The organism is Falsiroseomonas sp. (assembly GCF_051859025.1).
In the GTDB taxonomy this organism is placed as follows: Bacteria; Pseudomonadota; Alphaproteobacteria; order Acetobacterales; family Acetobacteraceae; genus Falsiroseomonas.
Genome location: NZ_JBHYGL010000001.1, coordinates 531,684 through 545,245, shown reverse-complemented (window position 1 = coordinate 545,245; position 13,562 = coordinate 531,684). Strand labels below are relative to the sequence as shown.

The 13,562-nt window shown below is 68.9% G+C and carries 11 protein-coding genes; 5 read left to right on the top strand and 6 right to left on the bottom strand.

Features of this window, described 5'->3' with window-relative positions; translation table 11 throughout:
• The first annotated feature begins 66 nt into the window (after positions 1-66).
• Both ACTIE5_RS02735 and ACTIE5_RS02730 read left to right on the top strand, forming a co-directional pair.
• Positions 67-2,532, top strand: coding sequence for a glycosyltransferase (locus ACTIE5_RS02735; RefSeq protein WP_439548156.1), 2,466 nt, complete (start codon positions 67-69; stop codon positions 2,530-2,532).
• A 123-nt stretch (positions 2,533-2,655) separates the two neighbouring features.
• The gene (locus ACTIE5_RS02730; protein ID WP_439548155.1) at positions 2,656-4,089 is read left to right on the top strand and encodes an NAD-dependent succinate-semialdehyde dehydrogenase; all 1,434 of its coding nucleotides are present in this window, start codon (positions 2,656-2,658) and stop codon (positions 4,087-4,089) included.
• A gap of 42 nt (positions 4,090-4,131) precedes the next feature.
• On the opposite strand, the gene ACTIE5_RS02725 is transcribed toward ACTIE5_RS02730, so the two are convergent.
• A complete protein-coding gene (locus ACTIE5_RS02725; RefSeq protein WP_439548643.1) occupies positions 4,132-5,568 on the bottom strand; it encodes an amidohydrolase family protein in 1,437 nt (478 codons plus the stop codon).
• A gap of 2 nt (positions 5,569-5,570) precedes the next feature.
• A complete protein-coding gene (locus tag ACTIE5_RS02720) occupies positions 5,571-6,614 on the bottom strand; it encodes a TRAP transporter substrate-binding protein (protein ID WP_439548154.1) in 1,044 nt (347 codons plus the stop codon).
• Positions 6,615-6,814: 200 nt separating this feature from the next.
• Between ACTIE5_RS02720 and ACTIE5_RS02715 the strand changes: the two genes are divergently transcribed.
• Genes ACTIE5_RS02715 through ACTIE5_RS02705 form a run of 3 tightly spaced genes read left to right on the top strand, consistent with a single transcriptional unit; the run spans position 6,815 to position 9,508 of the window.
• On the top strand, positions 6,815-7,555 hold the full coding sequence (locus ACTIE5_RS02715; RefSeq protein WP_439548153.1) for an aspartate/glutamate racemase family protein: 741 nt from the start codon (positions 6,815-6,817) through the stop codon (positions 7,553-7,555).
• Positions 7,556-7,598: 43 nt separating this feature from the next.
• The gene (locus ACTIE5_RS02710) at positions 7,599-8,204 is read left to right on the top strand and encodes a TRAP transporter small permease subunit (RefSeq protein WP_439548152.1); all 606 of its coding nucleotides are present in this window, start codon (positions 7,599-7,601) and stop codon (positions 8,202-8,204) included.
• Positions 8,201-9,508, top strand: coding sequence for a TRAP transporter large permease (locus tag ACTIE5_RS02705; RefSeq protein ID WP_439548151.1), 1,308 nt, complete (start codon positions 8,201-8,203; stop codon positions 9,506-9,508). The genes ACTIE5_RS02710 and ACTIE5_RS02705 overlap by 4 nt, the downstream gene beginning before the upstream one ends.
• A gap of 101 nt (positions 9,509-9,609) precedes the next feature.
• On the opposite strand, the gene ACTIE5_RS02700 is transcribed toward ACTIE5_RS02705, so the two are convergent.
• From ACTIE5_RS02700 to ACTIE5_RS02685, 4 genes are read right to left on the bottom strand one after another with little or no spacing between them, the layout of a single operon-like run.
• Entirely contained in the window at positions 9,610-10,491 is an 882-nt protein-coding gene (locus ACTIE5_RS02700) for a polysaccharide deacetylase family protein (RefSeq protein ID WP_439548150.1), read from the bottom strand.
• The gene (locus ACTIE5_RS02695) at positions 10,491-11,969 is read right to left on the bottom strand and encodes an FGGY-family carbohydrate kinase (RefSeq protein ID WP_439548149.1); all 1,479 of its coding nucleotides are present in this window, start codon (positions 11,967-11,969) and stop codon (positions 10,491-10,493) included. The genes ACTIE5_RS02700 and ACTIE5_RS02695 overlap by 1 nt, the downstream gene beginning before the upstream one ends.
• Positions 11,970-11,973: 4 nt before the next feature.
• The gene (locus ACTIE5_RS02690; protein WP_439548148.1) at positions 11,974-12,771 is read right to left on the bottom strand and encodes a BtpA/SgcQ family protein; all 798 of its coding nucleotides are present in this window, start codon (positions 12,769-12,771) and stop codon (positions 11,974-11,976) included.
• Positions 12,772-12,781: 10 nt separating this feature from the next.
• Positions 12,782-13,558: an SDR family oxidoreductase gene (locus tag ACTIE5_RS02685; protein ID WP_439548147.1), complete on the bottom strand. Its 777-nt coding sequence runs from the start codon at positions 13,556-13,558 to the stop codon at positions 12,782-12,784.
• Positions 13,559-13,562 lie beyond the last annotated feature (4 nt).

Below are 13,562 nucleotides of genomic sequence, written 5' to 3'. Positions count from 1 at the left end.
CCGGCATCCGGGTCGACCCCGGACAAGCCTTCCCCGCCTACCTCCCCCACGCACTCGCATGGCACGGTGGAAAGCTGGACGGACACGCATGTCTGGGGCTGGGCAATCGACCCCGCGCGGCCGCACGAACCGCTTTCGGTCGAACTCTGGGACGGGGAGACGCTGATCCTTCGTACCCGCGCCGATCTCTGGCGCCCGGATGTCGCGCCCCCTGGCGGCGCGCCCGGCCTGCTCTGCGGCTTCAACATCGCGATGCCGCAGCATCTGCTGATCGAGCCCCGCCACATCCTGCACCTCCGCATCGCGGGCCGAGGAGAGGATCTGGCCAATTCGCCGCTCGTGCTCGACAACCCGAGGCCGCCCCTGCGGTGGGATGACGTGGCCGCGCTGCTGCCGAAGCTGGAAGCCCGCGCCGCCGCCGCGACCTCGGCCGCGGAGATGCGCGACCTGGTCGGGCCGGTCATGGCGACGCTCGGTGCCATGCTGCCCCGCTACACGGAACTCGCAGCCCAGGCCGGGGAGGACCGGACCCAGGCGACGATCGACCTCGCCTTCTCCTTCTCCGACCGGCTCGGCTCCATCCTCCAGGATTTCTGCGCGCGCTATCCGCGCCTGGCATTCCCCGATGCGGCCGATCCCGAGGTCAGCGTCATCATCCCCGTGCACGGGAAGTTCGCCTACACCTACCAATGCCTCGCCAGCATCCTGAAGGCGCTGCCGCGCACAGCCTTCGAGGTGATCGTGGTGGACGATGCGTCGATGGACGAGACGCTGTTCCTGCCCTCCGTCATCAGCGGCGCGGTGCTCTACCTGCGCAGCCCGCGCAATGGCGGCTTCATCGCGTCCTGCAACGCCGGTGCCGCCGCGGCGCGCGGCCGCTACCTGCTGTTCCTGAACAACGATACGGAAGTGCGCGACGGCTGGCTGGACGCGCTGCGCGACACCTTCGCGGAGCAGCCCGATGCCGGGCTGGTCGGCTCCAAGCTGATCTTCCCCGATGGCAGCGTGCAGGAAGCCGGCGGCATCATCTGGCGGCTGGGCGACGGGTGGAACTACGGCCGCGGCAGCCAGCCCGACGATCCGCGAATCTCCTACATGCGTGACGTGGACTATGTCTCCGGCGCCTCCATCATGGTGCCGCGCCCGGTGTTCGAGGCCCTGGGCGGCTTCGATACGCATTACAGCCCCGCCTATTACGAGGACACGGACCTCGCCTTCCGCATCCGCCAGCGGGGCCTGCGCGTGCTGTATCAGCCGCTGTCGGAACTGGTGCACCATGAGGGCATCACCAGCGGCACCGATGTGAAGGGCACCGGCGTCAAGCGCTACCAGCTCGTCAATGGCCGGAAGTTCTTCGACCGCTGGCGCGATGCCCTGTCCCAGCACCGGCTGAACGGGGATGAGCCGGAACTGGCCAAGGAACGCGGCATCACGCGCCGCATCCTCTTCATCGATGAGACGACGCCGACGCCGCAGGAGGATGCGGGATCGGTCGCCGCCGTCGCGCATATGCGCGCGATGCAGGCGCTGGGCGCCAAGATCACCTTCGTGCCGGCCGACAACATGGCGCATCTCGGCGCGCTGACGCAGGCGCTGCAGCGCATCGGCATCGAATGCCTGCACTACCCCTGGTACTGGTCGCTGGAGGAGGTGATCCGCAAGCGCGGCGCGGAATTCGACACCGTCTTCCTGCACCGCTTCGTCAACGCCTTCAAATATGCCGGCATGATCCGCAGCGCGATGCCGAAGGCTCGGATCATCTATTCGGTCGCGGACCTGCACCATCTGCGGCTGGAGCGCGAGGCCAGCATCACCGGCAGCCCTGCCATCGCGAAGGAAGCCGCGGTGCTGAAGGCGCGGGAAGTCACGGCCCTGGCGATGGCGGACCAGGTGATCGTCCATTCCACCCATGAAGCCGCCTACCTCGCCGGCGCGGTGCCGGAACATCAGTTGAACGTCATCCCCTGGACGGTGAAGGCCCGCCCGGGTGCGGCTTCCTTCGCGGATCGCCAGGGCATCACCTTCCTCGGCGGCTATCGCCACACGCCGAATGTCGATGCCGTGACCTTCTTCGTCGACCAGGTGATGCCGCATCTGCGGACCCTGCTGCCCGGCATCGTCTTCCGCATCGCGGGGTCGCACATGCCCGACAGCTTCCACCGGCTGGCGGCGCCGGATGTGCATCTGGAAGGCTTCGTGCCGGAACTCGGGGAGTATCTCGGCCGCCAGAGGCTGATGGTGGCGCCGCTGCGCTACGGTGCGGGGGTGAAGGGCAAGGTTCTGGAAAGCCTGGCCCATGGCCTGCCCTGCGTCGCCACCACCATGGCGGCTGAAGGCATGGGCCTGACCCATGCGGAGGATATCGCGCTCGCCGATGAGCCCCGCGCCATCGCGGAGGCCATCGCATGGCTCTACCAGGACGAGGCCGCCTGGCAACGCCTGCGCCACCAGGGGCTGATGTTTGTGGAACGTTTCTGCGGCGAGGCGGTGATCCAGGCAAAATTCAGGACCCTGTTCGACCGCCTGTCCTGAACCCCGCCGGCCGGCGCCCCGTTCCATTGGGCCGGTTCCCCCGGGGCGTCGCCTGTGCCAGTTTCCCTCCCCGCCAGATCACCCTATCCGCGCCCCGCATACGGGGCCGCAGAGGAGACGCGCATGTACGCCGACGTTCAGCTGTTCATCGATGGAAAGTGGCGCAACGCCGCCGGCAACCGCTCCATCCCCGTCCTGAACCCCGCGACAGAGGAAGTGCTGGCCACCGTCGCCCATGCCAGCAAGGACGACCTCGATGAGGCGCTGGCCGCCGCCGACAAGGGCTTTCGCCAGTGGAAGAAGGTCTCGGCCTATGACCGCTCCAAGCTGATGCGCAAGGCCGCCGACATCTTCCGCTCCCGCGCAGATGAGGTCGCGAGGCTGATGACGCTGGAGCAGGGCAAGCCCGTTGCCGAGGCGAAGATGGAGGCGCTCGCCGCCGCCGACATCATCGACTGGTTCGCGGAGGAATCGCGCCGCGCTTATGGCCGCGTCATCCCCGCGCGCGCCGAGGGCGTCTACCAGCTGGTGGTGAAGGAGCCCGTCGGCCCCGTCGCCGCCTTCACGCCGTGGAACTTCCCGATCAACCAGGTGGTGCGCAAGCTCTCCGCGGCACTCGCCACCGGCTGCTCCATCATCGTCAAGGCGCCGGAGGAGACGCCCGCCGCCCCCGCCGCGCTGATCCGCGCCTTCGCCGATGCCGGCCTGCCCGCCGGCGTCGCGAACCTGGTCTTCGGCGTGCCGGCCGAGATCAGCGAATACCTCATCCCGCATCCCGTCATCCGCAAGGTGACGTTCACGGGCTCGACCCCCATCGGCAAGCACCTGGCGGCGCTGGCAGGCGCGCATATGAAGCGCGTGACGATGGAACTCGGCGGCCATGCGCCGGCGATCGTCTTCGACGACGCAGACCTCGACCTGGCCGTGAAGACCCTGGCCGCCGCCAAGTTCCGCAATGCGGGCCAGGTCTGCGTCTCGCCGACGCGCTTCCTGATCCAGGAGAAGCTCTACGCCCCCTTCGTGGAGAAGTTCACCGCCTTCGCCGCAGCCCTCAAGGTCGGCAACGGGATGGATGCCGACACGCAGATGGGCCCGCTGGCGCATGAGCGTCGCGTCCCCTGGGTGGAGGGCCTGGTCGCCGATGCCCGCCAGCGCGGCGCGCAAGTGCATACGGGCGGCGAGCGGATCGGCAACAAGGGCTATTTCTACCAGCCCACCGTCATCACCGGCGTCGGCAAGGACGCCCGCATGATGAACGAGGAGCCCTTCGGCCCGCTGGCCATGATCGCGCCCTTCACCGACCTGGACGAGGTGGTGGAGGAAGCCAACCGCCTGCCCTTCGGCCTTGCATCCTACGCCTTCACCCGCAGCGCCAAGACGGCGAATGCCATCGCTTCGCGGGTCGAGAGCGGCATGATGACCATCAACCACCTTGGCCTCGCGCTGCCGGAAGTGCCCTTCGGCGGCATGAAGGACAGCGGCTATGGCAGCGAAGGCGGTTCGGAGGCCATCGAGGCCTATCTGAACACGAAGTTCGTGTCCCAGGCCGGGCTGTAACGCCCTGCCGAAGCCCTCTCCCCTGCCGGGGAGAGGGCGCCCCTACCCCAGCATCGGCAGCGACAGCGGCATCAATTCCTCGACCGTTGTGCCCGCGGGATCGCGCTCCGCCACCAGCGCCGCCAGCCTGGCCTGCTCCCGCGCCACATCGGCGGAAGCCCGCGCGCGGTCGATGGTCAGCACCTCTCCGCCCCGCACGCGCTGCACGCCATCGACGAAGACATCACGCACCGCGCGTTCGGCAGCGACATGCACCAGGTTGCGCAGCGGGTCGCGCGCCGGCTGCATCGCGGGGTGGTCCAGCGTGGCGATGACGATATCCGCCTTCGCGCCGACTGCGAGCCGCCCGATGTCATCGCGGCCGAGCACCTTCGCCGCCGCCGCCGTCGCCGCGTGGAAGACCCGCGCGGTGTCGCAGCGATGCATCGGCCCCGCCGCCGCGCGCGCCTGCAATTCCGCCACGCGCATCTCCTCCCACAGATTCTGCGGGTGGGTATCCGTGCCCATCGCGATGGCGATGCCGCGCTCCATATAGGCGCCAAGGTCATGCATCATCGACCCGTCCCGCAGGAACACCGTCGGGCAATGCGCGACAGCGGTGCCGGTCTCCGCCAGCAGCCGAAGATCCTCCCGCCTCGGCCAGAGGATCCAGGGATGCGCATCGGTGAAGACGGCATGGCCGAGGATGGTCGTCGGCCCCAGGAAGCCGAGGCCGTGCAGGTATTCGATCGGCGTGCAGTCATGGCGCCGCGTCATGCCGGCGAATTCGGCGATGCTCTGCGCGGCATGGGTGTGCAGGGGGCGCGCCTTCGCGCGGGCCAATGCCGCGCCCTGCTTCAGCAGGTCCGGCGTGCAGGTATCCACCTGCGCCGGTGAGACCATGGCGGTCAGGCGCCCGCTTTCATGCGCCTCCGCCTGGTCCATCACCTCCGCCGCCTCGGCGAAGGCCGCGCCGCCGAGGTCCGGCAGCCATTCGTACTGCGTCTCCTGCCCCGTCTCCGTGAACCAGTTGGCGGATCGGAACATCGGCGCCACCACGCCGCGCAGCCCGCTTTCCGCCAATTGCTCCAGCCAGCCGGGATAGGCGTGGCTCAGATCGACGGCGGTGGTGACGCCCGACGCCAGGAGTTCGGCATAGGTATAGCGCGCACTCGCGCGGATCGCTTCCGCATCCGGGATGAAGGCCTGGCGGAAGCGGTGGCGACCGGAATTGAAAAGCCGCGGATTGCCGAATTCCTCGACATAGCCGCGGAACAACGGCGATTGCCCGGGATGGCAATGGATGTTGATGAGGCCCGGCAGCACGATGGAGGCGCTGCCATCGATCTCCCGCGCCGCCACGCCGTCCCAATGCCCGCCAAGATGCACCAGGCGGTCGCCCGCGAAGGCAACATCGGCATCCCGCAGGTAGCCATGCCCGCCCGTCGCCCCGTCCCAGGCCACCACCCAGGCGGCCCGGCGGATGACGGTGACGGACATCGTCACCGAATGGCCATCCCGCGCGCACGGCCGACCGTGTCGTTCCACACCTGCGCGCAGCCGGGATAGGCTCGGTTGCAGCGCGCCGCCCATTCGGAAAGGATCACCTCCTCCGAGATCCGGCGCAGGCGGGTCTTGTCCGCATCGCTGACGGTCGCGAGCGTCATGTTGAAGGGCTGGTGCGCCTGGCGCAGGCATTCCGGCCGGCCGAGGCTGCAATTCGTCGCATCCTCATTCGTCGTGCGCGCCAGGTCCCACAGATCGTTCTCCATGCGGCTGAACTGCGCCAGGTAGGCTTCCCGCTGCGCCGGAGTCTGGCGGTTCCACCAGGCCAGATTCACCAGATGCGCCTGCACCGCGCCGGAGACCGACAGCGGCAGCAGGTGCGTCGTCACCTCCGGCCACTTGCCGGTATTGGCGGAGGTCGGCGAGGTGATGCCGCAGGACGCGACGCCACGCTGCAGCGCCGGATAGACCTCCGGGAAGGACAGCGTCACGGGCGTCGCGCCGAGGCGTTCCAGCAGTTGCGACATCGACGCGGTGAAGGACCGCACGCGCTGGCCGCGAAGGTCATCCAGTGTCCGAATCGGCTGGCTGCAGAAGAAGACCTGCGACCCGAAGGGCCAGATCGCGACGACCTTGGCGCCGAAACGCTGCTGGATGCGCGCGTCGAACACCTCCCGGAACGCATTCACCGCGCCGCGCAGTTCCTCGAGGTCCGTGGACACGCCGATCAGGTCGATGCCCTCCAGGAAGGGATCGTCGCGGGACGCCAGGCCGATCTGCGCGGAGACGACATCGAAGGTGCCGGCGCGCACCAGGCGCAGCGCATCGGCCATGTTGATGCCGAGGCCCTGGAACTCGCTGCGTTCGATGCGGACATTCAGCCCCGTGGTGATGCGCTCCATCGCGGCATTCTCCACCGGGAACTGGGTGGAGACCGCCTGCGACTGGCTGAGCCAGCGCACCGGCGCCTGCGCCATGGCGGCGCCGGCGGAGAGGGAGACGGCGAGCACGGCGCCGAGCAGGCTGCGGATTGGGTTCATGGGTATCCCCCCGGAGGATCGATGGCGCCCTCATTACGCGGCGGCCACGCGCCGCGCGCAAGGCGGCTGCGGCGCCCGAAGCGCGCGCGGGGGCATCAATAAGCCCACAAAATTAGCAAATCGCCCATTCCAACGCCAGCATCGCGCCTTTTGAGGCAGCGTGCATAATCCCGATGCCATTTCCCGGACGGAGTCGCGCCATGCGCCTGCTGGTCGCCAACCCCAACACCACGCCGCAGGTGACGGAGCTCTGCGCCAGTGCCGCCCGCGCCGTCGCCTCCCCGGGCACGGAAATCCTGCCGCTGACCGGCCGCTTCGGCGCCCACATCATCAACTCCCGCGCCGAGAACGCGATCGCCGGCCATGCGATGCTGGAGATGCTGGCGGAGAATGTCGCGGGCGCTGATGGCGTCCTCCTCGCCGTCTCCTACGACACCGGGCTTCTGGCGGCGCGGGAGGTCCTGCCCGTGCCTGTGGTCGGCATGACGGAAGCGGGCATCGCGGCGGCCTGCCTGCTCGGCACGCGCTTCGGCCTCATCACCTTCGGCACGCCCTTCATCTACCAGGAACTGGTGGCACAGCAGGGGCTGACGGGGCGCCTGGCCGGCATCCGCGCCATCACCGCCTCGCCCAAGGATGCCTATGCCGATCCGGCGACGGTTGACGCGAAGGTGGCCGATGCGGCCAGCGCCCTTGTGGCCGAGACGGGGGCGGAGGTGGTGGTGCTGTGCGGTGCCGCCATGGCCGGCATGCCCGCCCGCATCCGCGATGCCGTGCCCGTGCCGGTGCTGGATGGCATCGCCGCCGGCGTCGGACTGCTGGAGATGCTGGTGCGCATGAAGCCCGCCAAGGCGCGCACGGGCAGCCTGGCGCATCCGGGACAGCGGCCGACGCAAGGCCTGTCTCCCGCCCTCGCCGCGCTGCTGGCGGCGGGCGCGTGACGGTGCCCCCCACGATGGCACGGGAAATGCCTGGGCCACGCCCATGAATGACGGCAATCCCCTCACCCGCGTCCTCGGCCCGCCCGCCCGCGTTCTCGCCTTGGCCGGCGGCTGGTGGCTGCTGGGCTTCTCCTTCGTCACCTGCTTCGAGATCATCGCCCGGAAGTTCCTCGGCTTCTCGCTGCAAGGCATCGATGAGGTCGGCGGCTACACCACCGCCGTCGTCTCCTCCCTCGCCTTCGCCTGGGCGCTGGTGACGAAGTCCCATACCCGCGTCGATTTCCTGCTGGCCCACATGCCGGATTGGCTGCGCGCCTTCCTCAACGCCTTCGCCTATGCGTTGCTCGCGGCCTTTGGCGTCTTCGCCTCCCTCCGTGGGTGGGCGGTGCTGGAGGAGACGATCGAGTTCGACGCTCATGCCATCACGCCGCTCGGCACGCCGCTCTGGATTCCGCAATCGCTCTGGCTGGCGGGCCTCGTCGTCTTCGCCGCCATCGCCGTGCTGCTGGCCCTGCACGCCGCCTGGCTGCTGGTGACGGACCGCAAGCGCGTCAACCACCTCTACGGCCCCATGACGCTGGATGAGGAAGTCGCCATCGAGGCCAGCGCCATCGCGACGCGCACCGCCGGCAAGGATCTCGTCCCATGATCGGCGTCGGTGAGACCGCGATCGGCTTTGGCCTCCTGGTCGGGCTGCTCTTCCTCGGCCTGCATGTCGCCACCGCGATGTTCGCCGTCGCCGCCATCGGCGCGGTGGTCTATCTCAGCCCCGCTCTCGTCGCCGCGGCGGGGATGCAGTTCTGGGGTGCGATGGAGGATTACGTTCTCCTCTCCATCCCGCTCTACATCCTGCTGGGTGAGATCCTGGTGCGCAGCGGCAGCACGGACAGGCTGTACCAGAGCCTGTCGGATTGGCTGAACCCCCTGCCCGGCGGCCTGCTGCACACCAATGTCGGCGCCAGCGCCATCTTCTCCGCCGTCTCGGGGTCTTCCGTCGCGACCGCCGCCACCATCGCGACCGTCGCGCTGCCCTCCTTCCGCAAGCGGAAATATGATGACCGCCTGGTGCTGGGCTCCATCGCGGCGGGCGCGTCGCTCGGCAACCTCATCCCGCCGGGCATCGCGCTGATCGTCTACGGGGCGCTGACGAATACTTCCGTCGGTCAGCTCTACGCCGCGGCCGTCATCCCCGGCATCGTGATGACGCTGCTGTTCATGGCGACGATCATCGTCCTCGCCCTCGCCCGCCCCGACCTGGTGCGGCAGAAGGAAGTGCTGGACCCGCTGCTGGTGCGGCTGAAGCGCCTGGTGGATCTGCTGCCGCCGCTGGTGATCTTCACGATCATCATGGGCTCCATCTACACGGGCTGGGCGACTGTGACGGAAAGCGCGGCGCTGGCCGTGGTGGCGGCGCTGCCCATCGCTGCCTTCTATGGCCGGCTGAACGTGAAGATGCTGCATGAATGCTTCATCGCCACCGCGCAGCTTACCGCCATGTCCATGCTGGTGCTGGCTGCGGCCTTCTACCTGAACTTCGTCCTCGGCCTGCTGGGCGTCACGCCGGCACTCGGCAAATTCGTCACCGACCTCGGGGCGTCGCGGATCGAGCTGCTGATCGCGCTCGCCGTCTTCTACCTGCTGCTCGGCATCTTCTTCGAAAGCCTGCCCATGATGGTGGGTACCGTGCCCATCGTCTTCCCCGTGGTGGTCGCCGCCGGCATCGACCCGATCTGGTTCGGCGTCTTCATGGTGCTGATGTGCGAGGTATCATTGCTCTCACCCCCTGTCGGCATGACGCTCTACGTCATCCAGGCAGTGCGGCGGGAAGGCACCATCGCGCAGGTCTTCGCGGGCACCATCCCCTTCTTCGCCGCGATGGTGCTGATGACGGCGCTGCTGATCGCCATTCCCGAGATGGCGCTATGGCTGCCGCGGCTGATGTACACACCCTGAAGGGTGTGCCCTCAGGCGCCGGGCGCCGGCTCCGCCGGCTTGGCTCGCCGGACGACCGGCGGGCCGCATTCGCGGCCTCGCACGCCTTGGGCGTGCGCAAGTCACGCGGCGCGTGAGGGATCCTCATGCACGAAGGCCGCAATATCGGCCCCGCGCGTGATCCAGATATCCCCAGCGCGCGCCGCGATATGCGCCAGCGCGCGGTCAAGCTGCCGCCGGCGGAAGGGCTGGCCCATGATGTTGGCGTGCAGCGCCAGGCCGAAGACCAGCGGCACCTCCGCCGCATCCTCGATCATCTGGTCCACCTGGTCGATGACCATGTCGGTGAACTCGGCCGCACTCGCCTGGCGGCCGATGATGGCGACGCTGTCGTTGATCTCCTGCGAATAGGGCATGGCCAGCAGCGGCCCGGCATCCGTCAGCAGCCAGATCGGCTGGTCGTCCGCGCCCCAATCCATGATGTAGCGATAGCCCGCGCGGCGGATCAATTCCGGCGTCCGCGGCGTCTCCGCCAGCCAGGGCCCGAGCCAGCCTTCCGGCGGCACCCCTTCCTCCCCCGCGATGCGCGATGTCGCCTCCGCGATCAGCGCACGCTCCGCCTCCTCGGACAGCCCGGCCTGGCTCTCGGAATTGCTGCGACCGTGGCAGGCGATCTCATGGCCGAGGGCACGGCAGGCGGCGGGGAAGTCCGGCGCCTGGTCATAGACGGCGCTGTTCAGCAGCACCGTCAGCGGAATGCCATGGGCCTCGAACTGCCGCAGCAGCCGCCAGGCGCCAACACGCGTGCCGTATTCACGCCAGGCGTTGTTCAGCACGTCGGGCTGCGTGCCGCCGGGCACCAGATCCTCCACCAGCCCCTCGCCGAAGGCGTAGTGCTCGACATTCAGGGCAACATACAGCGCGAGCCCCTTGCCGCCCGGCCAGCGGAAGCGGGGCCTGTCCTCGATGGAGCGATGCGCGTAGCGTCCGTGGGTCTTCAGCATCACGTCACCGCCGCCAGTTTCGGGAATAGCGGCTTCAGCCGCTCATAGCTTTCGCGCCACAGCGGATGGATCGCGTCATACCGCGCCACCGCCGCCGGATCGGGTTCCACGCGCCCCGCCGGCGTCACGAAGCGGCCGATGGCATTCCAATCCTCGAAGGCGCCCACGCCAACTCCTGCGACATAGGCCGCGCCGAGGCATGACCCAGGATGCCCCTGCAGCAGCTGGATCGGCAGCCCCAGCACATCCGCCGCGATCTGCATCCACACGAGGCTGCCCGCCCCGCCATCGCTCGCGATCACCCGCGTCGCGCCATGGCCCAATTCGTGCAGAACTTCCAGGTGATGCCGGAAGCCGAAGCAAACGGCTTCCAGCGCCGCGCGCCAGACATGCGCCATGCCGTGATGCAGGCCGAGGCCGATCAGCGTGCCCCGCGCGTGCGGATCATGCAGCGGCGTCTTCTCGCCGAGGAAATAGGGCAGCATCAGCAGGCCCTCTGCCCCCGGCGTCACGCCGGCCGCCAGCGCATCCAGCTGCGCATGGGAAAGCCCGCCGCCCCATTCCCGCGCCACCCAGTTCAGCACCGCACCGGATGTCGCCATGCAGCCATTCGGCAGGAACAGCCCGGGCACCAGGTGGAAGTCGAGGAACAGCCGCGGATCGGGGCTCGGCGATCGCGTCGCCAGCAGCACATCCCCCGCGCCCCCGAATTTTATCAAAAGATCGCCCGGCGCCGTGACGCCGGCGACGAAGGCGGAGGCGACATGGTCAGCGCAGCCCGCCACCACCGGCGTCCCCAACGCCAGCCCCGTCAGCGAGGCCACCTCAGCCGTGACGCCGCCGATCACCTCATGCGGCGCCCTCAGTGGCGGCAGCAAGTCACGCGAGACACCGCCCAGCGCCACGAGATCATCGGCGATGCCGTCGGCCGCGAGGTCTAGAAACCCCGCCTCCAGCGCCCAGTTGCGTTCCAGGGACGCAGCGCCGCACAGCCGCCAGGCGATATCGTCGTAGCTGCCGCGGATGGTCGCGATGCGGGCGAACACATCGGGCTCATGCCGCCGCAGCCAGCGCAGCTTGGGCGCGACCAGTTGCTGGTTCACGCCATTGCCGGTGCGGGCGATGAAGGCGGCCTCATCGACCTCGGCGCGGATTTCCTCGACCTCGACGCTGGTGCGCCCATCGCTCTGCTGGATGCTCGGCCGCAGCAGGGCACCGGCCCCGCCCCGCAGCACCACCGCCGGCACCATCCCCGTGACGCCGATCGCCGCCACCGGCCCGGGCGATGCCGCCAGCATGTCCCGCAGGATGGCGACGGTGTTGTTCCACCACTGCTCCGGGTCTTCCTCCGCCCATCCCGGGTGGGGGCTGCGCAGATCGACCGGCCGCGACGCCGTGGCCAGCACCGCGCCCCCGCTTTCCACCAGGATGCCGATGGTGGAGGTCGTGCCGATATCGATCCCGATCAGCCGCGCCACAGGGTTAGCGAAGCCCCCGCACCCGGTCCATGAACCTCGCCACCCGATCCGGGTCCACCTTGTTCCAGGTATTTCCCTGGTGCTTGAAATGCGTGCCGATCACGCACCCATCGGCCACGCGCATGATCGTCTCGACATTGTCGATGTTCACGCCGGTATTGGCGAAGACTGGCGTGCTGCCCGCGCCGCGCCGCGCCGCTTCCAGGTCGGATCCCTCCACTGCCTGCCCCGTGATGCCGCCGGAGACGCAGATGACGTCGGCGAGGGAGGAGAAGATCGCGCTCCGCGCCCTTTGCTCGATGGTCCGCGTATCCGGCGTGCTGGCGAATTCCGCGTTGATGTTGAACAGCAGCTTCAGATCCTGCCGCCCGAGTGCCGCGCGCAGTCGCAGGGCGCCGGCGCAATCGGGCTCCCACATCCCCATGTCGCTGGCATAGACGCCGGTGAAGACCTCCCGCGCGAACAGCGCGCCCGTCGCCGCGGCGACGGCGACCGTGCCGACGGGGTCCCAGAGGTAGTTGACGCCGAAGGGCACGCGCAGCGCCGGCTTTGCCGCCGTCACCAGCGCCGTCATCGCCGCCAGGCTCTCGGGCGTTGCCTTCAGCAGATAGGGGCGGTCACCTTCGTTGCCGAACATGATGGCATCGACGCCGCCCTTCTGGAGGGCCGCGATATCCTCCAGCACATCATCCAGCAGCCCCGCCATGCCGCGCTTCGCGTCATACAGCGGCGATCCCGGCAGAGGGCCCAGATGGGCCATGGCGATCACCGTCTTCTTCGTCTCGAACAGCCCCGGGATCATGCTTTCCTCATCAGCTCATGAACACGCCGCCATTCACGTCCACGGCCAGGCCGGTCATGAATCGCGATGAATCGCCCAGCAGGAACACCACCACATCGGCCACGTCCTCCGGCTGCTGCAACCGGGCAAGCGGCGTCAGGGACACGTATTCCGCCCGCACCGCCTCCTCGGTCATGCCGCGCAGCTGCGCCTCCCAGACCACTTCGCGCTCCTGCATCGATGTCGCGACGAAGCCGGGGCAGACGCAGTTCACGCGGATGCCGTGGGGCGCCACTTCCTTCGCGATGGCCTGGGTGAAGCCGGCGACGGCGAATTTGCTCGCGGAGTAATGCGCCAGCAGCGGTGCGCCCACCTTCGCGGCCAGCGACGCGGTATTGACGATGGCCCCCTGCGTCCCCGCCGCCAGCATGTGCCGCACCACCGCCTGGTTCGTGAGGAACACGCCCTTGGCGTTGACGTCCATGTTGAAGTCCCACTCGGCCTCCGTCAGCTCCACGACGCGCCGCATGGTGGAAACGCCGGCATTGGCCGCCACGGCGTCGATCCCGCCCATCCTCGCCACGGCCTGGTCCACCGCCGCCGCCGTCGCCACGGCATCCCGCACATCCAGCGACAGCCCGAAGGCACCGCCGCCGGCCTCCGCCGCCACGCCCTCTGCCGCCGTGCCGTCGAGGTCCGTCACGCAGACCCGCGCGCCGGCCTTCGCCAGCGCCAGCACGATCGCGCGCCCGATGCCCGCGCCACCACCCGTGACGAAGGCGCGGCGCCCTTCCAGCACGCGACTCATGCGG